Origin of the sequence: Bacillus sp. 123MFChir2 (genome assembly GCF_000383235.1) — a bacterium.
Lineage (GTDB): Bacteria > Bacillota > Bacilli > Bacillales > Bacillaceae_G > Bacillus_A.
In genome coordinates this window covers 1-25,813 of record NZ_KB910977.1, presented here as the reverse complement: position 1 = coordinate 25,813, position 25,813 = coordinate 1, and the positions used below count along the sequence as shown (strand labels likewise).

The window sequence follows — 25,813 nt, the reverse complement described above, 5'->3', positions numbered from 1 at the left end:
GAAGACAAAAGATGCCTTAATTCACTCAGATCAAGGAGTTCACTATACACACCCAAGCTTCCAAAAGTTAGTAAAGAAACTAGGGCTACTTCAATCAATGTCAAGAAAGGGGAACTGTTGGGATAACGCTCCTCAAGAATCATTCTTTGGACATTTTAAAGACGAAGCCTTTATTAAATCATGTACAAGCCTAGCTGAACTAAAACATGAAATAAAGCAATATATGAAATATTACAACCACGACAGATGCCAATGGAATTTAAAAAAGATGAGCCCTATTCAATTCAAGGAGCATCTTCTTAAAACTGCCTAGGCTTTTTTAAAAATGTCCTTTACAAAGGGTACAGATTAATAATTACAATAATTAAAGACCTTCCCACCAACGAGAAGGTCTTCCCTATACTTCTTATAAAGTTTCAGAAGTAGTTTTTGCTTGCATGTGAAGTGCTAAGTAGTCAGGGCCACCTGCTTTAGAGTCTGTACCAGACATGTTAAAGCCACCGAATGGTTGGTAACCTACGATTGCACCAGTACATCCACGGTTGAAGTATAAGTTACCAACGTGGAAGTCTTCACGTGCTTTTTCGATATGTTCACGGTTATTAGAAACTACAGCTCCAGTTAAACCGTATTCTGTATTGTTCGCAATTGCAAGTGCATGATCGAAGTCTTTTGCTTTGCAGAATGCTACAACTGGTCCGAAGATTTCTTCTTTCATAAGACGAGCATCTTCTGCAACGTCAGCAATGATTGTTGGTTTAATGAACCAACCTTGAGAATCATCACCTTCGCCACCTGCTACAAGTTTACCTTCTTCTTTACCAATTGCAACGTAGCTCATTACTTTATCAAATGCAGCTTGGTCGTTAACAGGTCCCATGTTTATGCCTTTTTCAGCTGGGTTTCCTACTGTTAATTCATTTGTTAATTCAATTGCACGGTTTAATACGTGATCGTATACATCTTCATGGATTACTGCGCGAGAACATGCAGAACATTTTTGTCCTGAGAATCCAAATGCAGATGCAACGATAGATTTTGCTGCTAATTCAAGATCTGCTTCTTTATCAACAACGATTGTATCTTTACCGCCCATTTCAGCGATAACGCGTTTTAACCAAATTTGTCCTGGATTTACTTTTGCTGCGCGTTCGTAAATACGAATACCAACATCGCGTGATCCAGTGAAGCTGACGAAGCGTGTACGAGGATGATCTACTAAGTAGTCACCAACTTCAGAACCGTTACCAGGCACGAAGTTTACTACGCCTGCTGGTAAGCCAGCTTCTTCTAATACTTCCATAAACTTCGCTGCTACTACAGGTGTTGTACTAGCTGGTTTTAATAATACAGTGTTACCAGACACTAATGCAGCTGTTGTCATACCTGCCATAATAGCAAATGGGAAGTTCCAAGGAGAAATGATAACACCTACTCCTAATGGAATGTAAGAAAAACGATTATATTCAATTGGACGGCTTTCTACTGGCATGCCATCTTTTAATTTCAACATTTGACGACCATAATACTCCATGAAATCAATTGCTTCTGCTGTATCAGCATCTGCCTCATTCCATGGCTTACCTGCTTCTTTTACAAGAATTGCGGAAAACTCATGTTTTCTGCGGCGAACGATTGCAGCTGCGCGGAATAAAATATCTGCACGCATTTCTGGTTTTGTTTTTCTCCAAGTTTGGAATGTTTCATCCGCTACTTGCATTGCTTTCTCTGCTAATTCACGACTTGCTTTTGAAACGCGACCAACGACTTCTTCTTTATTTGCAGGATTTACAGAAACAATTTTCTCGTCTGTAGTGACCTTTTCTCCCCCAATAATTAATGGATAGTCTTGTCCAAGATAAGATTCTACTTTCTTTAAACCTTCTTCAAACGCAACTTTATTTGCCTCTACTGTAAAATCTGTAAATGGCTCATGTTTGTATGCTACTACCATTATTTTAGCCTCCCCTTAGAAAAAAACGTTTACATTAAATACAATATTATTCTACACGATAATTTAGATTTGTTCAAATATTCTTAGACTTATATTTTTAAAATTAAATAATTTTTCAAATATAATAAATAAAAAAACAACATGATGCATATGCACCATGTTATGAAATACGAATGTATTCCCAAAAATTCTTACCAATTAATAAAATTGTTACTACTAAAAATAAAATTCGTACATACCCTACACCTTTTTTAACAGCAAATCTCGATCCAAAATATGCACCTGCAACCATTGATACACCCATAATTAAACCATATTTAAATTGAATTGCTCCTAAAAATAAAAATGTAATCAACGATACAATATTGCTAACAAAATTTAAAATCCGACCAGCGGCAGCTGCGCGGATAAAATCCAAACCAATTAATAAAAATGCAAAAATTAAAAATGAACCTGTGCCTGGCCCAAAAAAACCATCATAAAATCCGATAATCAAAATGACTAGATAGAATAAAAATGTTTTTCCCTTCGTCATTTTTTTATAAGTAGATACACTACCCCAATCCTTTTTTACAATAATATAAATAGCAATTAATACAAGTAAAACTAATACAAGAGGACGCAACACATCCGGTGGAATGAACTTTACAACAAATGCACCTGCAACTGCCCCAACAATTGTGAACGGAATCAGTTTCCCTACAATGCGAAAATCTACTTTTTTAGAACGAATAAAATACATTGTACTCGTAAACGAACCCATTGTTGCCGCCAACTTATTTGTTGCGATTGCCGAAACTGGAGGTAAACCTACAAACATAAGTGCCGGAAGCGAAATTAAACCGCCTCCTCCAACAATAGAATCAATAAATGATGCTAAAAAACCGAAAGCAATAAGTAGTATAATGACTTGCAAACTTAAATCTTCCATCTGTACGTTCCCTCGATCCCCTTTTTTATTAACAACATTAAAAATTATAGCAAAATTTCTACTATATACATATAAATTAAAAACACCAAATAAAGAACCTTTTTTTAGGTGGGTGAGAGCACCTGGCCATGCATAGAAACGGTCAGTGAATTATATGCTTAAAAATCAAAATGGATTTATATACAAAAAAGCCGTTCCTCATCAAAGGAACGACTTTGCTTAATCTAACACTTGAACAAACGGCTTATCTTGTTTCACGTCGCGAATAATAATTGCTTCTGGACGGTCTACTGATTTAATTGTAACTTGTACTTTAATATAATTAGGGAAATCCATAACAGCACCAGCTACAAATTGTGTAAATCCAATAACCTCCGCTTTTCCACTAAACTGAACTGGAATCTCAAGCTTCAGTTCTTTTAATTGACCATCTTTATAAAATCCTCTGCCTACGACTGCAGTATAATCACCTGTAAAATACTTTGCTATTCTCGCATTGAAGTTCTTCACATTTGTTGCATCGTCACGATAATCTTTTTCTGCTTCATTCGAAGGGAATAAATAATACTTTTCGTCCAACGCTTTCCAATCATCTACTTTATCACTGCCTTTATCAACTGCTGTATATGATAAAAAGGAGCCTGGTACAAGTGAAGATTTCGCTTCCTGCCTGTAGATTGCAAACGTAATTGGAACATTTTTTAATTCATCTTTGTTGCGCAGAATCGGTAAGATTTCTTGCGCCATTTTTTTCCCTTCTTCTAGCAATTTTGTATCATCATTTTTTTGTTCACGCGGATAACCGTGCTGTTCTGTATAATAATGAACAGAATTCATCGCAAGACCGATAACAACTCCGCCTATCTCTGCTTCGTTCTCACCTTTTATTTTCAAGTAATCCTGTTCTAAAATTTGCGATAAATACATTGGACTCTTTTGATTTCTCGCTTCTAATGTTTCTGGTTCTCCTGGTGGTAGCGCTGGATTTAAACCATTCGGTAACTTCTTCTTCAACGCTTTTTCTAAATTACTTTGCTGTTCGGGCGTACGTTTTCTCTCAATTAATGCTTGTATCGTATCTTTATCTAAATACTTTCCGCCTTGAAATATATAATCTTTCGTACTATACGATTCTTTCGCAATGCGCATTAATCCCGTTTCAAATTCATCAACATCTAAACGGCTATTTAATCCTTTTACAGCTAACCCGCGTGCCGATCCTTTTTCAAACGGAAGTGCCGTTTTATAATAATCATCAGAAATCGAGTATTTCGAAATAATTGATTTCTCCTTCGAATTCCCTTTTTCTGAGATTTGTTCTTCTTTTTTTGGCCCTATACTACATCCACTAAGGAGTAATCCAAGGCTTAACGCTGCTAATATCACTTTTTTCATGGTAACTTTGCACCTCTTAATTATTGAGCTCTTGTAAGAACCTCGCTTCATCCCAAACCTCAACGTTATGTTTTTCTGCTTGTGCTAACTTAGAACCAGCAGCTTCTCCTGCAATGACTAAGTCTGTACTTTTGCTTACACTACCTGTGACTTTTCCACCAAGCGCTTCAATTTTCTTTTTCGCTTCACTTCGGCCCATCACTTCTAATTTTCCTGTTAACACAACTGTTTTTCCTGCAAAATAAGACTCAATGTCTTCTAAATCTGCTCGTTTTATCCCTTTATAAGTCATATTTACACTATATGACTTAAATTGTTGTAATAGCTCTTGTACATCTTCATTATCAAAATACGTAACGATCGATTGCGCCATTTTTTCGCCAATTTCATTAATAGTTGTTAGCTCTTCTTCTGTAGCATTCACGATGTGATCCATCGTTTCATAATGTTCCGCTAACGTACGAGCAGCTTTTGCTCCAACGTGGCGAATACCAAGACCGAACAGTAATCGCTCTAACGAATTTTCTTTTGAAGCTTCGATCGCTTGTACTAGATTGGAAGCAGATTTTTCTCCAAACCGTTCTAGTTGTAATAACTGTTCTTTCGTTAATGTATAAAGATCTGCAAATGTACGAATATAATCCGCATCAAATAACTGCGTAATGACCCGTTCGCCTAATCCATCAATATTCATCGCATTACGTGATACAAAGTGAATTAATCCTTCCCGAATTTGTGCTGGGCATGCTGGATTAATGCATCGAAGTGCAACCTCTTCTTCTAAACGAACAAGTTCACTCTCACATGCCGGGCAATGCGTTGGCATATAAAACTCTTCTTCTTCACCTGTACGGCGGTCTACAATCACATTTACAACTTCAGGAATGATATCTCCAGCTTTCTTTACAACAACATAGTCGCCAATGCGAATATCTTTCTCACGAATTAAATCCTCATTGTGTAAGGAAGCACGGCGGACAATCGTTCCTGCCACGCGTACTGGTTCTAACTCAGCAGTTGGGGTTACAACACCTGTACGTCCAACACTGAGTTCAATACCCGTCAGTTTTGTAATAACTTCTTCAGCTGGGAACTTATACGCAATGGCCCATCTTGGACTTTTGGCTGTTGTTCCTAAGCTTTCTTGAAGTGATAGATTGTCTACTTTAATAACGATACCATCAATTTCATAATCAAGATGCGGACGTTTTTCTTGCCACTCTTGCACGTAATGAATGACCTCATCAATTGTTTCGCAAACTCGGCGATTCGGGTTTGTTTTAAATCCAAGCTCTCCTAAAAGGTTTAACGATTCACTATGCGATGTAATCGTTCTTCCTTCTAAATTCGTAAGTCCATATACGAATAAAGATAAATTGCGCTTTGCTGCAATTTTTGGATCTAATTGACGCAATGAACCCGCAGCTGCATTTCGAGGGTTCGCAAAGACAGCTTCTCCGTTCTGTTCTTTTTCTTCATTTAATTTCACAAATGAACGTTTCGGCATATACGCTTCTCCGCGCGCTTCTAGCGTCATTTCTTCTGTTAAACGCAGAGGAATCGCTTTAATCGTTTTTAAATTTTGCGTAATATCTTCACCCGTTATACCATCACCACGAGTTGCTCCTTGAATGAAGCGTCCTTTTTCATAATGAAGGGAAACCGCCAGTCCGTCAATTTTTAATTCGCACACGTATCTTACATTTTGATCGTCAATTCCTTGGCGTACCTTGCGATCAAAATCACGTAAATCTCCTTCATTAAAAGCATTTCCTAAACTTAACATCGGTGATTTATGTGTTACTTTCTCAAAAATATCAAGAATTTCTCCGCCAACACGAACGGTTGGAGAATCTTCTGTAAAAAATTCTGGATGTTCTGTTTCTAATTTAATTAACTCTTGCATGTGACGATCATACTCTGCATCTGATACAGATGGCTGATCTAGCACGTGATACTCATAATTAAGCTTATTTAAAATGTCACGAAGCTCTTCAATACGCTTTTGTGCTGCTTCTTTCGACATGACCTCATTCCTTTCTTACACTTTCGTCACTGGGGCAAATTTTGCCATCAATCGTTTAATGCCAATCGGACTTGGGAACGCGATGTCTAATTCTTTCCCATCTCCTTCACCTTTCACACTCACAACAGTGCCAATTCCCCATTTTTGATGTGATGCTTTATCACCAACTGACCAGCCAATTTGCTCACCGCCTGTTGTTTTCGCAGCCGGCCGAACAAAGGCTGAACGAGAGCGAACGGCTGTTGTAGTTGTAGGCTTAGACTTTGCACCAAAAGTTTCACGCTTTGGTTTTACTTCATGAAGCGTTTCAATAAGTCCCTCAGGAATTTCCGAGATGAAACGTGATTCTTTATTCATGCTCGTTCTACCAAATATCGTTCGCATTTGGGCATTCGTTACGTACAATTCTTCTTCGGCACGTGTAATCCCAACGTATGCTAAGCGGCGTTCTTCTTGCATTTCATCTTCTTCCATTAAAGAACGAGTATGCGGAAAAATCCCTTCTTCTAATCCTAAAATGAAGACAACAGGGAATTCTAATCCTTTTGCAGAGTGCATCGTCATTAAAATGACTTCTTCACCAGCAGTTGGATCTTCATCTACACGATCAATATCAGCAACAAGCGCTAAATCGGTTAAGAACGCAACAAGACTCTTATCTTCACTTTGTGATTCAAACGTCTGTGTAACAGATAAAAATTCATCTAAGTTTTCTAAGCGTCCCTCTGATTCTAATGTACGTTCATTCTTCAGCGCATCTCGGTAACCTGTTTTTTCTAATACTTCTTCTACAAGTTCTGTTACCGATAAATATTCTTGCATGTTGACCCAATTATGAAGCTGCTTTGCAAATTCTGCTACTGTCTTCGCGATTTTGGCACTTACACCGACATGCTCAATTTCATCTAATACAGCTGTCAATGAAAGACCATTTTGCACGCCATAATTAATAATCTTATCAATAGATGTTGCTCCAACGCCACGTTTTGGCACATTAATAATACGTGCAAAACTAATTTCATCATCCGGGTTTGCAATTAAACGTAAATACGCCAGCATATCTTTAATCTCTTTACGGTCATAGAACTTAATGCCGCCAACAATTTTGTATGGAATATTTGATTTTAAGAAAATCTCCTCGACCATACGAGACTGGGCGTTCGTACGATACAGTACTGCGAAGTCCGTATATTTTCGATTTCCCATTTGAATTTCATCACGAATCTTTTTCGCAACAAAATATGCTTCATCTTTTTCAGTTGCAGCGCGGTAATACGAAATTTTACTTCCGATTTGATTATCCGTCCATAACTTTTTCGGTTTACGATTTGTATTATTTTCAATAACCGCATTTGCTGCATTTAAAATACTTTGCGTTGAGCGATAGTTTTGTTCTAATAAAATAACTTGTGCATTATTATAATCTTTTTCAAATGACAAGATGTTCGCAATATCAGCTCCGCGCCAACGATAAATCGATTGATCTGAGTCACCAACTACACAAAGATTTTTAAAGCGCGCTGCCAATTGATTAACAAGAATATACTGAGCACGGTTCGTATCTTGATACTCATCAACGTGAATATATTGGAATTTACGTTGATAAAATTCCAGTACTTCTGGCACCCGTTCAAATAATTGAATCGTCGTCATAATTAAATCATCAAAATCAAGTGCACTATTTTTAAGAAGACGCTTTTGGTATTCTGTATACACATCGCTCGTCAACTTTTCGTATGGATCTGCAATTGAGATTTTTTTCGCATATTTTTCTGAAGATAACAATTCATTTTTTGCATTGCTAATTCCCGCAAGAATAGAACGCGGTTCAAATTTCTTCGGATCAATATTGCGCTCTTTCATAATTTTTTTCACAACTGTTAATTGATCACTTGCATCTAAAATCGTAAAGTTACGATTAATACCAATGCGATCAATATCTCGTCGTAAAATGCGCACACACATAGAGTGGAATGTTGAAATCCAAATATCCTCTGCTTCTGGCCCAACGAGTTTATCAATACGCTCACGCATTTCACGCGCCGCTTTATTTGTAAACGTAATCGCAAGCACATTCCACGGTGCAACACCTTTTTCGCCAAGTAAATAAGCAATGCGGTGCGTTAACACACGCGTCTTACCACTACCTGCTCCCGCCATAAGTAACAATGGTCCAGACGTTGCTTGGACAGCTTTTTGTTGCTGCGGATTTAATCCTGTTAATAATTTTTCTGTTATACTCATGTATTCGGCCACCTACTTTCCTTTTACAGCTTGTACTGTTGCTAAAGCTTTCTTTATATCTTCATAAATTAAATTTCCAACGACAACTGTATCCGCATATTGCGCCATTTCTTTCGCTTGGTCTGCATGTGCAATCCCGCCGCCATAATATAATGTTGCACTCTGCAGCTCAGCTTTCACTTTTCTTACAAGTTCCGCATCTCCATATGTGCCGCTGTATTCCAAATAGAAAATTGGTAAATGGAGAAGTTTATCTGCCATACGTGCATATGCAATCACATCGTCTTCTGATAGTTCACAATTTGCTTCCGTTAACTTTGCTACTTTCGCTTCTGGATTTAACACACAATATCCTTGCATGAAAATTTCATCCCAGTTCATAATATCCCCATATTCTTTCAAGGCCGCATGATGAAGACCTGTTACCCAGTCTACCTTTTGACTGTTTAATACACTTGGGATGTAATAAAAATCGAATCCTGGTGTAATCGAATCCAGCGTTGAAACTTCTAATACACAAGGAACCGCATATCTACGAATGCTTACTAGCATGTGTAATACATTATCAATTGTGATCCCGTCACTTCCGCCAACAATAACAGCGTCCGTTCCCGATTCACAAATAAGCTCTAAATGTTCATCACTTAACTCCTTATTCGGATCAAGTTTAAATACATGTTTCCACTGTGAAATATCGTACATGAAAACACCCTTTCTTTTCTCTAATCGTCTTTACGCATTCTTTCATTATAACAAAAAATAAGCTGCTGACACACGTTCCATGCAACATCTTTTTCTACGTCAAATGTTGGATTGTATATAGGAAAAGCATACAAGGAACAATAACTCTTGAAATGGATAAATCTATTTCAAAGCTGCTGAAAAGGAGTGGATGTCTTGAGCAAGCAAAACATTGGCACAATCAATGCTCTTATTCGTATTACACTTGGTTTTATTCTGCTTAGCTGCAGCACTGCAAAGCTTGTAAGAAAACCATGGTGTACTTGGTCAAAGATTATGCTTTGGGTCGGAGCAATGAAAATCGCAGAAGGCATCATTCGTTTCTGCCCTATTGTAGAAGCATGCAAATTTAGTAAATATATGAACATGCCCGATTTAAAAATGCCAGGCATGGATTTTATGAAGAATGGACAGTCTAATAAACAAGAAGCATCTCATACTTCTCACAAAGGTGAGGAGACAAGCCATGGAAGTTATGATGCTTCTGATAAGGAAATTGAGGCTGAGCTTGAAAATGCTCTTATGTCCAAACCGCTTTGAATCATTTGTCAACACGCAAGATGCTCTCAAAGAAACTTAGTCGCTGCAGTGGGCGGCTAAGTTTTCTTTTACTTTATTTTACCACAAACGAGAACTAATGTTCTATTCCCTAATTTTTTTTTCGTAACTACTCAAAAAAGCAGAAAAGCATTTTTTTAAATCGGTGAGAGGGACTGGCCATGCATAGGAGCGGTCAGGACCTTTCCCTACCACGGGCAAGGTTTGAAAACAAAAGTAGATAATAAGTGCAGGCTCCTGCCCTGTTTGCATGACAGCAGTCTATATGCCCAAAATGAATTTATAAGTAATAGAGAGACAAATCTTCACTAAAATCATACCCTTTTCTAAATTTCTAAAAGATATAGCTGAGTATTTACATTTTTTCTATAAATTATAACAGAAACCTATTGTCACCTTTGATATAAAAGTGATATCATTTTTATATCAAAAGGAGGCGAGATTATGAAAGAAAAACAAGTATTTCATGTGAATGGATTTTTAGGACTGCTCGCAGTTCTAGTTTTAATTGGGGTTGGTTTATTAAGTCTTATTAATGAACTATTTGCTATTGGTATTCCTTCTTTTTTATTAGCTGCAATCCTTGCAAGTGGCATTGGCATGGTACAGCCAAACCAAGCAAAAGTGATTACATTTTTCGGTAACTATTTAGGAACCATTCGTGAAAATGGCCTGTTTTTAACAGTTCCATTTGCATTTCGTCAAACCGTTTCACTACGTGTGGAAAACTTTAATAGTAAAAAATTAAAGGTAAACGATGTCGAGGGGAATCCAATTGAAATTGCAGCTGTTGTTGTTTATAAAGTTGTCGACTCAGCAAAAGCAATCTTCGGTGTTGAGCATTATGATGCTTTCGTGGAAATTCAAAGCGAAACAGCAATTCGCCACGTAGCAACGAAATATCCGTATGATAATTTCCAAGATGACCACATCGTTACACTGCGCGGAAACTCAGAAGAAATTTCCGACGAATTAAAACGCGAATTAGAAGCACGTTTAGAAATTGCAGGAGTAGAAGTAATCGAAACTCGTTTAACGCACTTAGCGTATGCAACTGAAATTGCCCACGCCATGCTTCAGCGTCAACAAGCAAAAGCAGTATTAGCTGCGAGAAAAGAAATTGTAGAAGGTGCCGTACAAATGGCGAAAGATTCGATTCAAAAGCTCGATGAAGAAGGTGTACTTGAGTTAGATGACGAAAGAAAAGCAAATATGGTTAATAACTTATTAGTTGCCATCGTCTCAGATAAAGGAGCACAACCCGTTATTAATACAGGAAGTCTCTACTAAAGGTTGTAGGTAATCATGGCTAAAAAGAAAAGCTTCCCATTACGAATCGATCCCGAATTGTACGCAGTTATTGAAAAATGGGCAAACGACGAATTTCGAAGTGTAAATGCTCATATTGAATATTTACTTCGCGAAATGGCAAAGCAAAAAGGTAAATTAAAAAAAGAGAAAGAGTCCTAACTTTTTTATGAGTAGGACTCTTTTCCTTATATATAAATCCAAATTTAAAACCCTTTTCTTTTTAGATGGGCGAGAGCGTCTGGCCATGCGTAGAAGCGGTCAGTGCCTATTTCTGCCACATGCGATGTTCAAACAAAGTTAAGAAGAAAGTAAAAATAATGTTTTTATTGAATATACGAATTTCCTTACTAATTTTACAAAATTAAAATAAGACCCCAAAGCGAAATGTACTTTCGCTTTGAGGCCTCATATCATCGCCAGTATTTAAAGAGTCTGGCCAATCGCACGGTACCCTATATCACTTCGATAAAACAAACCATCACTTTCAATTTTTGCAATTTCTTTATACACTTTATCTTTCGCTGCTTGTAAGTCCGTTTCTTTACAAGCAACAAACAACACACGCCCGCCATTTGTTACAAATTCCCCGTCTTTCACATCTGTTCCGGCATGAAAGACAATTACACCCTCTAACGTTTCTAAACCTTTAATGACTGCGCCTTTTTCATAGCTTTCTGGATATCCTTTTGAAGCTAGTACAACACCAATTACTGCTTCTTCAGACCACTCTAAAGTAAGCTCTTTCCCGTCTAGTACATGATTACATACATCAACTAAATCACTCTCTAAACGAGGTAAGATTACCTCTGTTTCCGGATCGCCAAAGCGCGCATTGAATTCAATTACTTTCGGCCCTTCACTTGTTAAAATAAGTCCTGCATATAAAATACCTGTAAAAGAACGTCCTTCTTGTATCATTGCCGCTGCTGTCGGGTATAGAACGGTTTCAATCGCCTCTGCAACGGCTGACTCTGGAATTTGTGGTACTGGAGAATAGGCACCCATTCCCCCTGTATTTGGTCCTTTGTCCCCATCAAAAGCACGTTTATGATCTTGGGCTATTACCATTGGGTGTACAGTTTTTCCGTTAACAAATGCCATAAGCGAAAACTCTTGTCCATCTAAAAATTCTTCAATCACAACTTTTTTACTAGCTTCTCCAAACTTTACGTCTTGCAGCATTTCTTTTAACGATTGCAGTGCTTCTTCTAACGTCATGGCAACCGTTACACCTTTACCAGCTGCTAAGCCATCTGCTTTAATAACGATTGGTGCGCCAACTTTTTCAATGTATGCTACCGCTTCCTCATAGTTTGTAAACGTCTCATATGCTGCTGTGGGAATATCATACTTTTTCATAAGCTCTTTCGTAAAAGCTTTACTTCCTTCAATAACAGCTGCTGCTTGATTCGGGCCAAAAACACGAAGACCGGCTTCCTCAAAACGATCAACAATCCCGTTCATAAGGGGAATTTCTGGACCAACAAATGTTAAACCAACGTTATTTTCTTTCGCAAAAGCAATAAGCGCGTCAAAATTATTTTCATCGATTGCTATAGGTGTTGCAACGTCTTTCATCCCTTCATTTCCCGGCGCCACATATACAGCCTCTACTTGCTTTGACCCTGCAAATTTCCACGCTAACGCATGCTCACGTCCGCCGCGGCCAATTACTAAAACATTCATATTTCATCCTCCATTATTCAAGTTAAAATCCAGTCTCTTCGCGATATATCAGCGACTTTCACAATATAAAGACCCTTCGACAACGCTCGACACACGAGCTGGATCATATTCAAAAGTAGAAGAAGATGATCCAAAAGTGGACTTTTGGTCATCTCCTTTGTTTCTCAATTAATGTTTAAAATGACGTATGCCAGTGAACACCATCGTAATGCCGTACTCGTCTGCTTTTTGAATGGAATCTTCATCACGAATGGATCCGCCTGGTTGAATGATTGCTGTAATGCCGGCTTTAGCCGCTTCTTCTACTGTATCTGGCATTGGGAAGAATGCATCAGAAGCAAGTGCGCTTCCTAGTGCTTTCTCACCAGCTTGTGTAATGGCGATTTTTGCTGAGCCAACGCGGTTCATTTGACCTGCGCCAACACCAATTGTCATATTATCTTTCGCTAAAACAATCGCATTAGATTTTACATGTTTCACAACTTTCCATGCTAATTTCAAATCGTTCCATTCTTGCTCTGTCGGTTCACGTTTTGTTGGGATTGTTACTGCATCTTCATCTAATGACAATGTATCTTCTTCTTGTACAAGTAAACCACCTTGTACTGACGTTAGTTTTTTACTTACCGCTTCTGCTTTAGCGATATCCACCGTTAACAATCGTAAGTTTTTCTTACTTTGCAAGACTTCTAAAGCTTCCTGTGAGAAAGAAGGTGCAATAATGATTTCTAAGAAAATTTCATGCAGCTTTTCTGCTGTTACTTTGTCAATTTCACGGTTTGCTGCAATAATGCCGCCAAAAATTGATACTGGATCCGCTTCGTAAGCACGTGTATATGCTTCTTGAATATCAGTACCAACACCAACACCGCACGGATTCATATGTTTTACTGCTACAACTGCTGGCTCTGTAAATTCTTTCACAATGCTAAGTGCTGCATCTGCGTCATTGATGTTATTATAAGATAACTCTTTACCATGTAATTGTTCTGCATAGGCAACAGAAGAAGTTGCTGCAAACGGCGCTTTATAAAATGTTGCTTTTTGATGTGGATTTTCACCGTAACGTAAGTCTTGTTTTTTCTCAAATGTAACAGTTAACGTTTCAGGGCTTTTTTCTCCTGTTTGTTCTGTTAAATAGTTCGAGATTAATGCATCATATGCCGCTGTATGACGGAATACTTTCGCTGCTAATTTACGTTTTGTTTCTTTTGAAACATCTCCGCTTCCTTTTAGTTCTCCTAATACAACGTCGTAGTCTATTGGATCTACAATAACCGTTACAAACTCATGGTTTTTCGCAGCAGAACGAATCATTGTTGGTCCGCCGATATCAATATTTTCAATTGCATCAGCAAATGTCACATCTGGTTTTGCGATTGTTTCTTTAAATGGATATAAATTTACAACAACAAAGTCAATCGGCTCAATATCAAGCTCATTCATTTGCGCCATATGCGTTTCGTTATCACGTACAGCAAGAAGTCCACCGTGAATGTTTGGATGTAATGTTTTCACGCGACCGTCCATAATTTCTGGAAAACCTGTTACTTCAGAAATACCAATTACTTGTAAGCCGTTCTCTTCTAGTAATTTCTTCGTCCCGCCTGTCGAAATAACCTCAATACCTTGCTCAAGTAATCCTTTTACAAATTCTACAACTCCAGCTTTATTTGAAACACTTACTAATGCACGCTTTTTCATTTATTCTCCACCCCTAGTTGTATTAAATGGCTGCTCTTATAATTTCACTTCAGAATGCAATAAAGATTTCACCGTATCCACGTACAATCTATGTTCAACAAGTTGAATTTTCTTTTGTAAACTTTCTCGTGTATCATCTTCAGAAACTGTTACTGCTTCTTGTGCGATAATTGGCCCCGTGTCCATCCCGGCATCAACGTAATGGATTGTTACACCTGTTACTTTCACACTAGCTTCAATTGCTTGTCCAACTGCATCTTTCCCAGGAAAGCTTGGTAATAGGGAGGGATGAATGTTAACAATTCTTCCTCCATAAGCAGTTAGTAATGTCGGGCCAATTAAACGCATATACCCCGCTAAAATAATCCAATCAATCTCGTATTCTTGCAATTTCGTTAATATTTCTTGCTCGAATCCTTCCTTTGACTCATACGCTTTTGCTGAAAAGGAAAAACAAGGAACATGATGATTATTCGCGCGCTCTATAACACGTGCGCCTGGCTGATCACATACGAGCAAACTAAGCTGTGCATCTAATCTTCCAGCTTCGACTGCATCCACAAGCGCTTGAAAATTAGAACCGCTTCCTGAAGCAAAAATCGCTAATCGGCTCATAATACTACTCCTCCAGCAAAAGTAACACCTGAACCTTTCACAGTGCGTCCGATGATTCGCGCTGCTTCCCCTTGTTCTTCTAAAAGTTTCATAGCACCTTCTGCATCTTCTTCTTTAACCGCTACTATCATACCAATACCCATGTTAAAAATATTGAACATTTCTTCTTTCTTTAATTCACCAACTTCTTGCAGTAAATCAAAAATTGGGTGAACTGACCAAGAACCAAGTTCAATTTGTGCTCCGATACCTTCTGGCAACATACGCGGAATATTTTCAATAAATCCGCCGCCAGTAATGTGAGCCATACCAGTTACGTTATATTTCTTCAATAGTTCTAAAATAGGTTTGACGTAAATTTTTGTTGGTTTTAATAATTCTTCACCAAGTGGTAGTTCTAAACGACCATAAATACGATCAAGTGAAAGTTGTCCATCCTCTAATAACACTTTACGGACAAGAGAATAACCATTACTATGAATTCCGCTAGAAGCAAGCCCAATTAATACTTGATCCACTTCAATCGATTGTCCTGTAACAATCTTCTTTTTATCAACAATACCAACTGTAAAACCAGCTAAATCGTATTCTTCCTCAGAGTACATACCCGGCATTTCAGCTGTTTCTCCACCGATTAATGAACAACCAGCTTGACGGCATCCTTCTGCAATTCCTTTGACGATGTTTTCAACTTTACTAGGTTCTGCTTTACCGCAAGCAATATAATCAAGGAAAAAGAGCGGCTCTGCCCCTTGCACAACAATGTCATTTACACACATTGCAACTGCATCGATGCCGATTGTGTCATGTTTGTCCATCATGAAAGCGAGCATTAATTTTGTTCCTACACCATCTGTTCCAGATACTAACACTGGCTCTTCTAATGCGAATTTCGAAAGATCAAACATTCCTCCAAAACCACCTAACCCGCCTAGCACTTCTTTTCTCATCGTTGTTTGCACGTGTTTTTTCATGCGAGATACCGCTTCATATCCAGCTTCAATATCTACTCCTGCTTGCTTATATGCATTCGCCATCGTTTCTATACACCTCGTCTTTTTATACTGAAAGAATTTCTCCCAAGAAAAAGCGAGCTTCTACACCACCTGTAGTAGAAGCTGCTATATTTTACTTCATGCTTTCTAAAAGCTCTTGTTCGTAATCATAAAGAGCCGTCGGATAATCCCCGTTAAAATAAGCCATACATAAACCGCCATATTTCCCTTCATAAGGACGGCCAATCGAATCAATTAAGCCCTCTTCACTTAAAAATGTTAAAGAGTCTGCTCCAATGATCTCACGAATTTCTTCTATTGAATGATTTGCTGCAATTAATTCTTTTCTTGTTTGAATATCAATTCCATAGAAACACGGATACTTAAGAGGCGGCGAAGCAATTCTCACGTGCACTTCTGTTGCCCCAGCCTCACGAAGCATGCGAACAATTCGCTTGCTTGTTGTACCACGCACAATCGAATCATCAATCATAACAACACGCTTGCCTTCAACAACACCGCGTACTGCCGAAAGTTTCATTTTTACCCCTTGTTCACGCAACTCTTGAGAAGGTTGAATAAACGTACGTCCAACATAACGATTTTTAATTAAACCTAATTCATAAGGGATTCCAGTTGCTTCTGCATAACCGATTGCCGCCGAAATACTAGAATCTGGTACACCAGTTACAACATCTGCTTCAACTGGTGCTTCCTTCGCTAACAATTTCCCCATGTTTTTACGTGCGGCATGAACATTAACACCAGCAATATTCGAATCAGGACGCGCGAAGTAAATATACTCCATACTACAAATTGCATGCTCTACATCATTTGTATAGCGATCTACGTGTATTCCCTCATCATTAATAACAATGATTTCTCCAGGCTCTACATCGCGAATGTATGTTGCACCAACAACATCAAATGCACACGTTTCAGATGCTACAACGTATGCATCTCCCATCTTTCCAATCGAAAGCGGACGAAACCCATTTGGATCCAATGCAACAATCATTTCGTTTCCTGTTAATAACAAATAGGCAAACGCACCTTTTACTTTGTTTAATGCATCTTTTACACTTTCAATTAATGTACCTTTTGTATTACGTTTAATTAGATGAAGCAATACTTCTGTATCCGAACTTGTTTGAAAAATACTTCCCTCTGCCTCTAATTCACGGCGAAGCATTTTCGCATTAATTAAATTACCGTTATGCGCTAATGCCATACTATGGTCTGAAAAGCGGAATAACAACGGTTGAACATTCGCTACTTCAGCGCCGCCTGCTGTTGCATAACGAACATGCCCAATTGCTGATTTTCCATTTAAATCTTCTAACTCACCGCGTGAAAACACTTCTGATATTAAACCAAGCCCTCTATGACCAATGATTTTCTCCCCATTATTTACAACAATGCCAGCGCCTTCTTGACCACGGTGCTGCAAACTATGCAACCCGTAATACGTAACTTGTGCTGCATTTTCATGCCCCCAAATTCCAAAAACGCCGCATTCTTCATTTAGCCCCTTTATTTCATTAAGCATGGAATAGCCCCTTTCCAAGCCGTTCTCATTTCATCAACATCTGCTGTAAGCAATACTTCATTTTCTTCATTAAGAACTGTTAATTGGTTTGCGCTTGTTACTTCCCCAACACAAAGCGCATCTACCATATTTTCAAACGCTTCTTTTTGCTCACGTTTTACTGTAACAATAAAGCGAGATTGTGATTCTGCAAATAACATCGCTGTCGTTTCCCCAACTAATTTCACTTCTGCGCCTAACCCGTTTGCCCCCATTGCACTTTCTGCAAACGCAACTGCTAATCCGCCTTCTGCAACATCATGCGCTGATTGTACAAGTCCATCTTGAATCGCTGCTAATAACTGTTTTTGACGTTTTTCTTCTACTTTTAAGTCGATGCTTGGTGCCTGACCGAAAATCTTTCCATACACCATCTTTTGCAATTCGCTGCCGCCAAATTCTTCCTTTGTTTCACCAATTACATAAACGAGATCACCAGCTTGCTTAAACTCTTGCGTTGTTACATGCTTTATATCATGTACAAGACCAACCATACCAACAGTTGGCGTTGGGTATACTGCTTCCCCGCTGCGCTCATTGTACATTGATACGTTCCCACCAATAACAGGTGTATTTAACGTACGGCACGCTTCACTCATACCATCTACTGACTTCTCAATTTGCCAGAAGATTTCTGGCTTTTCTGGGTTACCAAAGTTTAAGCAATCTGTAATTGCAAGTGGCTCACCACCAGAACATACAATATTACGAGCTGCTTCTGCCACAGCAATTTTCCCGCCTACTTCTGGATCTAAATAAATGTAGCGAGAGTTACAATCCGTTGTCATTGCTAATGCTTTATTTGTTTCGCGAACACGAACAACCGCTGCATCCGACCCCGGTGTAACAACTGTGTTTGTGCGTACTTGGTAATCATATTGATCATATACCCACTCTTTACTTGCAATCGTTGGTTGCTGAAGTAAAGAAAGTAATGTTTCTTTATAGTTTTCTACTTTTGGTGTTTCCATCTTCATTTGTTGGAACTCTGCAAAATACGCTGCTTCTTTTGAAGGCTTATGATAAACAGGCGCTTCTTCTGCTAATGCATCAGCTGGCACTTCCGCAACCATTTCACCTTTATGGAATAAACGAAGCATTTTATCTTCTGTTACTTTCCCCATTGTTACTGCTGCAAGGCCGTATTTTTCAAATAACTCTACAATCTCTTGCTCTCTACCTTTTTTCACGACGATTAACATACGCTCTTGTGATTCAGAAAGCATCATCTCGTATGGTGTCATACCTGTTTCACGCTGCGGCACATCATCTAAATACATTTCAATACCCATACCTGCTTTACTTGCCATTTCTGCAGAAGATGACGTTAAGCCTGCCGCTCCCATATCTTGAATACCAACAAGTGCGTCAGATTTTACAAGCTCTAAGCACGCCTCAATTAAAAGCTTCTCCATAAATGGATCGCCTACTTGCACCGCTGGACGTTTTGCTTCAGAATCCTCAGATAGCTCTTCTGATGCAAACGTTGCACCGTGAATACCGTCACGCCCTGTTGAAGCACCAACATACATTACTGTATTACCAGCACCGTGCGCTTGTCCTTTTTTAATATCTTCATGATTAATTAACCCAACGCACATTGCATTTACAAGTGGATTTCCTTCATAGCATGGATCGAACTGTACTTCACCGCCAACAGTTGGAATACCAATGCAATTACCGTATCCTGCAATACCTGCTACAACTTCTTCAAATAAGTATTTTACGCGCGGTGATTGTAGCTCACCGAAGCGAAGTGAATTTAACATCGCAATTGGACGTGCTCCCATAGAAAACACATCACGGATAATACCGCCAACCCCAGTCGCTGCACCTTGATATGGCTCAATTGCAGATGGATGGTTATGACTTTCCATTTTAAATACTACCGCTTGATTATCACCGATATCTACGATTCCGGCGCCTTCACCAGGACCTTGTAGTACACGTTCACCAGTCGTTGGAAACTTACGAAGAACTGGCTTAGAATTTTTATAACTACAATGCTCTGACCACATAACAGAGAACAATCCTGTTTCTGTATAGTTTGGCAGACGTCCTAAAATCTTTTCAACCATGGCAAACTCTTCGTCTGTTAATCCCATTTCCGCATAAATGCGCCCTTCTTTAATTTGAGTTGGATTTGGTTCAAGCAGTAACGACATGTGTTTCCCTCCAATGTTTCAAAATAGATTGAAATACTTTTAGACCATCCGCTCCTCCAAGTAGTTCATCAACAGCACGTTCTGGATGCGGCATCATACCAAGTACATTTCCTTGTTCATTTACAATCCCTGCAATATCTGAAACGCTTCCGTTTGGATTCTCTACATAACGGAAGACAATTTGATTCTTTTCTTCTAACTGTTTCAACATTGCTTCATCACAATAGTAGTTTCCTTCACCATGAGCGATTGGAATATCGATCACTTCATCTTTCTCGTATTGTGATGTAAACATTGTTGTATTATTTTCAACACGAAGCTGAACAGTACGGCACATAAATTTTAAGTTTTTATTGCGAATTAATGCACCTGGCAATAGTCCAGACTCTACTAAAATCTGAAATCCGTTACATACACCTAAGATTGGCTTTCCTGCTTCAGCTGCTTTTCGTACACCTTTCATTGCGTTTGCAAAGCGAGAAATAGCTCCGCAGCGAAGGTAATCACCGTAAGAGAAACCACCTGGTAGTAAAATTGCATCGTACTGATCTAAGTTTTCTTCACTATGCCAAACGTAGTCTACATCTTGGCCAAGCTCATCTTTAATTGCATGAAACATATCTACATCACAGTTCGAACCTGGGAAAACGATTACGGCAAATTTCACTGCGCGACAACCTCCTCAACTTCATAGCGATAATCTTCAATCACTACGTTCGTTAATAATTTTTCGCACATTTCTTTTACCATTGCATCAATATCTGTAACTGATCTACCAATTGTTAGTTCCATATATTTACCAATACGAACATCTTGTACTTCTGTAAAGGAAAGACTATGAAGTGCTCCTTTTACCGCTGTTCCTTGTGGATCTAATACACTTTCTCTTAACGTTACATATACCTTTACTTTATACATGTGAAGCTCCCCCTAATCGTTTTAAAATCTCTTCATAAGCCTCTGTTAAATTCCCAAGATCACGACGGAATACATCTTTATCAAATTTTTCATTGCTCGCTTCATCCCATAAGCGGCACGTGTCTGGAGAAATTTCATCTGCTAATAAAATTTCTCCATCTTCTGTTACACCGAACTCTAATTTAAAATCTACTAATCTTACACGGCAGCTTGCGAAATGCTCAATCAACACTTGATTGATTTGTAGAGCTTTTTCTCGTAGTATGCTTACTTGCTCTGGCGTTGCAACGTTCAACACACGAATATGATCTTCCGTTACAAGAGGATCCCCTAAATCATCATCTTTGTAGTAAAATTCGACGATTGGTGTTGTAAGTGTAGTACCTTCTTCCATACCTAGTCGTTTTGAAAGACTACCCGCGATCACATTTCTTGTGACAACTTCTAATGGAATAATGCTTACTTTTTTTACAATTTGTTCTGTTTCTGATACTTTCTCAACAAAGTGTGTTTTAATTCCCACTTCTTGTAACTTTCTGAATAAAAGAGTTGTAATCTCGTTGTTCAGACGACCTTTTCCTGTAATCGTTGCTTTCTTTTCCCCATTGAAAGCAGTAGCACTATCTTTATACTCTACCCAAACCATATCTGCTGAATCTGTACGATAAATTCTTTTTGCTTTACCTTCATACAGCAATTCTAGCTTTTGCATTTCGCAAGCCCCCTGTAGTTTGAAAAATATGAATAGTATATTTATAAAGAATGGCACAGAATGAAATGATTCTGTGCCATATAAAATTATCAGTTTAAGCCAAGACGTTCAAAAATTGTATCAACATGTTGCAAGTGATGTTCATAGTTGAAACATTCATTGATTTCTTCTTGTGTTAATTTGCTTGTAATACGCTCGTCAGCTTCTACAAGCTCTTTAAATTGCACTTGTGTTTCCCATGCTTCCATCGCTTTAGGTTGTACAATATCATAAGCTTCTTCACGTACCATACCTTTGTCGATTAACGTAAGCATTACGCGCTGAGAGTAAATTAAGCCATACGTTCTTTCCATATTGCGTTTCATGTTTTCTGGGAATACCGTTAAGTTTTTTACGATATTACCGAAACGATTTAACATGTAATTTAACGCGATTGTTGCATCTGGTAAAATAACGCGCTCTGCAGAAGAGTGTGAAATATCACGTTCATGCCATAGTGGAACATTCTCGTAAGATGTCATCATATAACCACGGATAACACGAGCTAAACCAGTCATATTTTCAGAACCGATTGGATTTCGTTTATGTGGCATTGCAGAAGAACCTTTTTGTCCTTTTGCAAATGACTCTTCCACTTCACGTGTTTCACTCTTTTGCAGGCCGCGAATTTCAACTGCCATTTTCTCAATAGATGTTGCAATTAATGCAAGTGTTGACATGTAATGTGCATGACGATCACGTTGCAATGTTTGTGTTGAAATCGGAGCTGCTTCTAACCCTAAGTTTTCACAAACATATTTTTCTACGAATGGATTAATGTTCGCGAATGTACCAACTGCACCAGACAATTTACCAACGCGAACTGTATCAGCTGCTTGTTTAAAACGTTCTAAGTTACGTTTCATTTCTTCGTACCAAAGACCAAGTTTTAAACCAAATGTTGTTGGTTCTGCATGAACACCGTGCGTTCTTCCCATCATAATTGTGTATTTATGTTCTTTCGCTTTGTTAGCTAAAATAGTAATGAAATTTTCTAAGTCGTTTAGTAGGATTTCATTTGCTTGTTTTAAGATATAAGATAAAGCTGTATCTACTACGTCTGTAGATGTTAAACCGTAATGTACCCATTTACGCTCTTCACCGAGTGTTGGTGTTTCAGATACTGCACGCGTAAATGCTACAACATCATGACGTGTTTCTTGTTCAATTTCATAAATACGATCGATATCGAAAGATGCATTTTCACGAAGCTTTTTCACATCTTCTTTCGGAATATCGCCAAGTTCAGCCCATGCTTCACAAGCTAAGATTTCAACTTCTAACCATGCTTTAAATTTGTTTTCTTCCGTCCAAATCGCACCCATCTCAGGGCGTGTATAACGACTAATCATCTTTTTCCCTCCAACAGTTGTTCTTGATGGTCCCAAATATGCAATGTGCGCGCTTTTTCTAAAGCAACGTCAATCTTATCATTTAAAATGTTAACGTGCCCCATTTTACGCTGCGGTTTTGCTTCTTCTTTACCATATAAATGCAAGTAACACCCGGTTAATCTATTCACTTGCTTTAGGACTCCCTCTATATGTTCGCCTAAAATGTTTACCATGACAACTGGTTTTAACAAAATTGTTTCTCCAAGAGGTAAATTACAGATTGCTCGAATATGTTGTCCGAATTGACTGATTTCACAAGCATCAATTGTATAGTGCCCAGAATTGTGCGGTCTTGGTGCTAACTCATTGATATAAATGTCACCATTTGCTGTAGCAAACATCTCTACCGCTAGTGTCCCCACCAGTTTTAATTCATCCGCAAGTACCTGTGCATATGCAATTGCTTTTTGTGAAAGTGCTTCTGTGATGCGAGCTGGTACGATGGATTCATGTAAAATGTTATTTACATGAATATTTTCAGCTACTGGAAATACCTTCGTTTCACCACTAACACTGCGAGTGACAATAACTGATACTTCTTTTTCAAATGGCACCCATTTTTCAAGAATACATTCAGCTTGCTTTACAAGTTCCCTTGCTCTTACAACATCCGCTTCGCTTCTTAAAACAACTTGCCCTTTCCCGTCATATCCCCCTGTTGTTGTTTTTAACACACAAGGAAAGGAAAGTTCCGTAATTGCTTCTAAAAGTGCATCTTGCGTCTGCACGAGCCTATATGGTGCAACTGGTAAGCCCACACTCACGATTGCATTCTTTTCTGTAAAACGATTTTGCGTTTTATTTAACAATTGACTACCTTGTGGTAAATACGCATGTTTTTCAAGCCATTGTAAACATCTATAATCAATATTTTCAAACTCATATGTGATAACATCGCTTATTTCCGCTAAATGCTGAACCGCTTTCAAATCATCATATGCTGCAACAATTTCAATATCAGCAACCTGTGCACATGGCGAATGCTTTGCCGGATCTAGTACAGCAATCTTATAACCCATTTCCTTCGCTGCTAGCGCCATCATTCTTCCAAGCTGGCCACCGCCAATAATTCCAATTGTTTTTCTAGGTAAAATGATTCTTGTCATATCAGTTCACTACCTTCACGCACATTTTTCTCAATTGCTTCTCTTCTCAATTCTAATGCATCATATATATCATCATGAAATGATCCGAGTATTTGTGCTGCAAGTAGTCCTGCGTTTGTTGCACCAGCCTTACCGATCGCAACAGTCGCCACCGGAACCCCTCCTGGCATTTGAACGATAGACAGTAACGAATCTAAACCATTTAAAGCTTTTGACTGAACAGGAATACCGATTACAGGAAGATTTGTCTTCGCTGCAACCATTCCTGGTAAATGAGCGGCTCCACCAGCTCCAGCGATAATAACTTTTAACCCACGTTCACGAGCTGTTTCTGCATATTCAAACATATAATCTGGAGTCCGATGAGCGGATACAACTTTTTTCTCATACGGAATATTTAATTCTTCTAATATTTCACAAGCATACTTCATTGTTTCCCAGTCTGACGTGCTTCCCATAATGATCCCAACTAGTGGTTTCATATTAGAATCCCCCCGATTCAAATAAAAAAAGCCTGATATAGAACATTTCCCCTTTTACTATGAGAGAAAGTGCTCTACTCAGGCATAAGTATCTCATGTGAATAGAAAAATACCGAGTGACTTTCCCTCATAGTCCAACGATTAACGGTCGTTAGGTAGAGACTTGCAGGCCATATCCCCGCGATTATATGAGGTACGATATAATATTGTTTCTACCGTTATATTAACAGGTGTTATTCAAACATGTCAATAAATAATCGAATGTTTTTTATCGATCACATTGTAACGTTCGTGTTTTAGTTATAATAAAAAGAAGAACCGAAAAAATATGCAAAAAAGGAAGGGAATTAAAAAAGGAAGGCGAGAATATATGCAATTTAACTTGCATAAAGATTCACTATATAAATAGGAAGGATTACACTCAAAAACAATTCAAAGTTATTGCGGTTGGAGATATAGGAGGAACTACTTTTTGTATATTTAAGCATTATCTATGATACTATTATTATAAATTCACACTAATTTATAGGTGGTTTAATCATGAGGAAACTTAACATATTGTCATATTTATGTTTTTCTATCGCAATAACTGCTGCAATTATTACATCCTATTTTATAACATCTGACTTTTTCTATTCTCATTATTTAAAACTTATACTTGTTGTAGAAATAATCAGTCCCATTATCGGAATTATTTTAGGTTCTTTCGGAAAACCTGGAAAACCAAAACAAATTGCTATCATTTTGAATAGTCTTTTCTTTATTTTGTTCTCACTTTTAGCATTTTTAAATTTATGGCTCATTACATTTGGTAAATAAGGCAATGCTTTTGGGCAGAATAAAATGAAACTTCCATCACCAATCGGGATTTTATAGGCAGTTTTCTCCCAGTGATTCCCCAGTCTGTACTGCCCATGAATAGCGGGGTAAAAATGGATCTACACCTTGCTGCTACCTTTCTTTGTTTTAAAACTTTGCGCGTGGCAGGAAAAGGCACTGACCGCTTCTATGCATAAACAGTCCATCTCGCCCATTTTAAAAAATGCTTTTCTATCGGTTTTTCATAGGATGACTGAGTAGTTATAATATATAAACACAAAAAAACCTAAGTCATATTGACTTAGGTTTTTGCCTGGCAACGTCCTACTCTCACAGGGACAAAGTCCCAACTACCATCGGCGCTAGAGAGCTTAACTTCCGTGTTCGGTATGGGAACGGGTGTGACCTCTCTGCCATCATTACCAGACTT

General features: G+C 38.3%; 23 protein-coding genes, 1 rRNA gene and 1 riboswitch. Of the genes, 5 read left to right on the top strand and 19 right to left on the bottom strand.

Annotated elements, in window-relative coordinates; all coding sequences use genetic code 11:
• A partial coding sequence (locus H280_RS0120025; protein ID WP_020062904.1) for an IS3 family transposase occupies positions 1-313 on the top strand: 313 nt, incomplete at its 5' end.
• A gap of 93 nt (positions 314-406) precedes the next feature.
• Here the strand turns inward: H280_RS0120025 and pruA are convergent.
• The 6 genes from pruA to H280_RS0119995 all read right to left on the bottom strand — a co-directional run bounded on the left by pruA (position 407) and on the right by H280_RS0119995 (position 9,252).
• Positions 407-1,954 (bottom strand): L-glutamate gamma-semialdehyde dehydrogenase, encoded by a 1,548-nt coding sequence (gene pruA, locus H280_RS0120020; RefSeq protein WP_020062903.1) that lies wholly within the window; start codon positions 1,952-1,954, stop codon positions 407-409.
• Between the two features lie 160 nt (positions 1,955-2,114).
• Complete coding sequence (locus tag H280_RS0120015) at positions 2,115-2,885, bottom strand: TSUP family transporter (protein ID WP_020062902.1); 771 nt, start codon at positions 2,883-2,885, stop codon at positions 2,115-2,117.
• Positions 2,886-3,104: 219 nt separating this feature from the next.
• Positions 3,105-4,280: a CamS family sex pheromone protein gene (locus tag H280_RS0120010; protein WP_020062901.1), complete on the bottom strand. Its 1,176-nt coding sequence runs from the start codon at positions 4,278-4,280 to the stop codon at positions 3,105-3,107.
• Positions 4,281-4,296: 16 nt separating this feature from the next.
• Positions 4,297-6,306: an NAD-dependent DNA ligase LigA gene (ligA, locus tag H280_RS0120005; protein WP_020062900.1), complete on the bottom strand. Its 2,010-nt coding sequence runs from the start codon at positions 6,304-6,306 to the stop codon at positions 4,297-4,299.
• 15 nt (positions 6,307-6,321) lie between these two features.
• On the bottom strand, positions 6,322-8,562 hold the full coding sequence (gene pcrA, locus H280_RS0120000) for a DNA helicase PcrA (protein ID WP_155895034.1): 2,241 nt from the start codon (positions 8,560-8,562) through the stop codon (positions 6,322-6,324).
• Positions 8,563-9,252 carry a heptaprenylglyceryl phosphate synthase gene (locus tag H280_RS0119995; protein WP_020062898.1) on the bottom strand — a complete coding sequence of 230 codons (690 nt, stop codon included), beginning with the start codon at positions 9,250-9,252 and terminating at the stop codon, positions 8,563-8,565.
• 195 nt (positions 9,253-9,447) lie between these two features.
• Here H280_RS0119995 and H280_RS0119990 point away from each other — a divergent pair, with 195 nt between their 5' ends.
• The 3 genes from H280_RS0119990 to H280_RS25365 all read left to right on the top strand — a co-directional run bounded on the left by H280_RS0119990 (position 9,448) and on the right by H280_RS25365 (position 11,319).
• Entirely contained in the window at positions 9,448-9,831 is a 384-nt protein-coding gene (locus tag H280_RS0119990; protein WP_020062897.1) for a YgaP family membrane protein, read from the top strand.
• A 462-nt stretch (positions 9,832-10,293) separates the two neighbouring features.
• Positions 10,294-11,139 carry an SPFH domain-containing protein gene (locus tag H280_RS0119985; RefSeq protein ID WP_020062896.1) on the top strand — a complete coding sequence of 282 codons (846 nt, stop codon included), beginning with the start codon at positions 10,294-10,296 and terminating at the stop codon, positions 11,137-11,139.
• 15 nt (positions 11,140-11,154) lie between these two features.
• Entirely contained in the window at positions 11,155-11,319 is a 165-nt protein-coding gene (locus tag H280_RS25365) for a hypothetical protein (protein ID WP_020062895.1), read from the top strand.
• 264 nt (positions 11,320-11,583) lie between these two features.
• Here the strand turns inward: H280_RS25365 and purD are convergent, their stop codons facing one another.
• From purD to purE, 12 genes are all read right to left on the bottom strand, one after another.
• The gene (purD, locus tag H280_RS0119975) at positions 11,584-12,846 is read right to left on the bottom strand and encodes a phosphoribosylamine--glycine ligase (RefSeq protein ID WP_020062894.1); all 1,263 of its coding nucleotides are present in this window, start codon (positions 12,844-12,846) and stop codon (positions 11,584-11,586) included.
• A 168-nt stretch (positions 12,847-13,014) separates the two neighbouring features.
• On the bottom strand, positions 13,015-14,550 hold the full coding sequence (purH, locus tag H280_RS0119970; protein WP_020062893.1) for a bifunctional phosphoribosylaminoimidazolecarboxamide formyltransferase/IMP cyclohydrolase: 1,536 nt from the start codon (positions 14,548-14,550) through the stop codon (positions 13,015-13,017).
• Positions 14,551-14,586: 36 nt separating this feature from the next.
• Positions 14,587-15,165 (bottom strand): phosphoribosylglycinamide formyltransferase, encoded by a 579-nt coding sequence (purN, locus tag H280_RS0119965; RefSeq protein WP_020062892.1) that lies wholly within the window; start codon positions 15,163-15,165, stop codon positions 14,587-14,589.
• A complete protein-coding gene (purM, locus tag H280_RS0119960; RefSeq protein WP_020062891.1) occupies positions 15,162-16,202 on the bottom strand; it encodes a phosphoribosylformylglycinamidine cyclo-ligase in 1,041 nt (346 codons plus the stop codon). Before purM ends, purN begins: the two co-directional genes overlap by 4 nt.
• A gap of 91 nt (positions 16,203-16,293) precedes the next feature.
• The gene (gene purF / locus H280_RS0119955; protein ID WP_020062890.1) at positions 16,294-17,709 is read right to left on the bottom strand and encodes an amidophosphoribosyltransferase; all 1,416 of its coding nucleotides are present in this window, start codon (positions 17,707-17,709) and stop codon (positions 16,294-16,296) included.
• Complete coding sequence (gene purL, locus H280_RS0119950) at positions 17,694-19,913, bottom strand: phosphoribosylformylglycinamidine synthase subunit PurL (protein WP_020062889.1); 2,220 nt, start codon at positions 19,911-19,913, stop codon at positions 17,694-17,696. The genes purF and purL overlap by 16 nt, the downstream gene beginning before the upstream one ends.
• Complete coding sequence (gene purQ, locus H280_RS0119945) at positions 19,897-20,580, bottom strand: phosphoribosylformylglycinamidine synthase subunit PurQ (protein ID WP_020062888.1); 684 nt, start codon at positions 20,578-20,580, stop codon at positions 19,897-19,899. Before purQ ends, purL begins: the two co-directional genes overlap by 17 nt.
• The gene (gene purS, locus H280_RS0119940; protein WP_020062887.1) at positions 20,577-20,831 is read right to left on the bottom strand and encodes a phosphoribosylformylglycinamidine synthase subunit PurS; all 255 of its coding nucleotides are present in this window, start codon (positions 20,829-20,831) and stop codon (positions 20,577-20,579) included. Before purS ends, purQ begins: the two co-directional genes overlap by 4 nt.
• Complete coding sequence (gene purC, locus H280_RS0119935; RefSeq protein ID WP_020062886.1) at positions 20,824-21,543, bottom strand: phosphoribosylaminoimidazolesuccinocarboxamide synthase; 720 nt, start codon at positions 21,541-21,543, stop codon at positions 20,824-20,826. The genes purS and purC overlap by 8 nt, the downstream gene beginning before the upstream one ends.
• Before the next feature lie 89 nt (positions 21,544-21,632).
• Positions 21,633-22,934, bottom strand: coding sequence for an adenylosuccinate lyase (gene purB, locus H280_RS0119930; RefSeq protein ID WP_020062885.1), 1,302 nt, complete (start codon positions 22,932-22,934; stop codon positions 21,633-21,635).
• Complete coding sequence (gene purK, locus H280_RS0119925) at positions 22,931-24,082, bottom strand: 5-(carboxyamino)imidazole ribonucleotide synthase (protein WP_020062884.1); 1,152 nt, start codon at positions 24,080-24,082, stop codon at positions 22,931-22,933. Before purK ends, purB begins: the two co-directional genes overlap by 4 nt.
• Positions 24,079-24,564, bottom strand: a complete 486-nt coding sequence (purE, locus tag H280_RS0119920; RefSeq protein ID WP_020062883.1) for a 5-(carboxyamino)imidazole ribonucleotide mutase — start codon at positions 24,562-24,564, stop codon at positions 24,079-24,081. The genes purK and purE overlap by 4 nt, the downstream gene beginning before the upstream one ends.
• A 110-nt stretch (positions 24,565-24,674) precedes the next feature.
• A riboswitch (purine riboswitch) is annotated at positions 24,675-24,776 on the bottom strand.
• A gap of 328 nt (positions 24,777-25,104) precedes the next feature.
• Between purE and H280_RS0119915 the strand changes: the two genes are divergently transcribed.
• Positions 25,105-25,383 (top strand): hypothetical protein, encoded by a 279-nt coding sequence (locus tag H280_RS0119915; RefSeq protein ID WP_020062882.1) that lies wholly within the window; start codon positions 25,105-25,107, stop codon positions 25,381-25,383.
• A gap of 311 nt (positions 25,384-25,694) precedes the next feature.
• Here the strand turns inward: H280_RS0119915 and rrf are convergent.
• Positions 25,695-25,810 (bottom strand): 5S ribosomal RNA (rrf, locus tag H280_RS0119910).
• Positions 25,811-25,813: the final 3 nt, after the last annotated feature.

Bases quoted from the DNA above. Each gene is read 5' to 3' on its own strand.
- pruA (WP_020062903.1), bottom strand. From the start codon at position 1,954: ATGGTAGTAGCATACAAACATGAGCCATTTACAGATTTTACAGTAGAG.
- H280_RS0120015 (WP_020062902.1), bottom strand. From the start codon at position 2,885: ATGGAAGATTTAAGTTTGCAAGTCATTATACTACTTATTGCTTTCGGT.
- H280_RS0120010 (WP_020062901.1), bottom strand. From the start codon at position 4,280: ATGAAAAAAGTGATATTAGCAGCGTTAAGCCTTGGATTACTCCTTAGT.
- ligA (WP_020062900.1), bottom strand. From the start codon at position 6,306: ATGTCGAAAGAAGCAGCACAAAAGCGTATTGAAGAGCTTCGTGACATT.
- H280_RS0119995 (WP_020062898.1), bottom strand. From the start codon at position 9,252: ATGTACGATATTTCACAGTGGAAACATGTATTTAAACTTGATCCGAAT.
- H280_RS0119985 (WP_020062896.1), top strand. From the start codon at position 10,294: ATGAAAGAAAAACAAGTATTTCATGTGAATGGATTTTTAGGACTGCTC.
- H280_RS25365 (WP_020062895.1), top strand. From the start codon at position 11,155: ATGGCTAAAAAGAAAAGCTTCCCATTACGAATCGATCCCGAATTGTAC.
- purD (WP_020062894.1), bottom strand. From the start codon at position 12,846: ATGAATGTTTTAGTAATTGGCCGCGGCGGACGTGAGCATGCGTTAGCG.
- purH (WP_020062893.1), bottom strand. From the start codon at position 14,550: ATGAAAAAGCGTGCATTAGTAAGTGTTTCAAATAAAGCTGGAGTTGTA.
- purN (WP_020062892.1), bottom strand. From the start codon at position 15,165: ATGAGCCGATTAGCGATTTTTGCTTCAGGAAGCGGTTCTAATTTTCAA.
- purM (WP_020062891.1), bottom strand. From the start codon at position 16,202: ATGGCGAATGCATATAAGCAAGCAGGAGTAGATATTGAAGCTGGATAT.
- purF (WP_020062890.1), bottom strand. From the start codon at position 17,709: ATGCTTAATGAAATAAAGGGGCTAAATGAAGAATGCGGCGTTTTTGGA.
- purL (WP_020062889.1), bottom strand. From the start codon at position 19,913: ATGTCGTTACTGCTTGAACCAAATCCAACTCAAATTAAAGAAGGGCGC.
- purS (WP_020062887.1), bottom strand. From the start codon at position 20,831: ATGTATAAAGTAAAGGTATATGTAACGTTAAGAGAAAGTGTATTAGAT.
- purC (WP_020062886.1), bottom strand. From the start codon at position 21,543: ATGCAAAAGCTAGAATTGCTGTATGAAGGTAAAGCAAAAAGAATTTAT.
- purB (WP_020062885.1), bottom strand. From the start codon at position 22,934: ATGATTAGTCGTTATACACGCCCTGAGATGGGTGCGATTTGGACGGAA.
- purK (WP_020062884.1), bottom strand. From the start codon at position 24,082: ATGACAAGAATCATTTTACCTAGAAAAACAATTGGAATTATTGGCGGT.
- purE (WP_020062883.1), bottom strand. From the start codon at position 24,564: ATGAAACCACTAGTTGGGATCATTATGGGAAGCACGTCAGACTGGGAA.
- H280_RS0119915 (WP_020062882.1), top strand. From the start codon at position 25,105: ATGAGGAAACTTAACATATTGTCATATTTATGTTTTTCTATCGCAATA.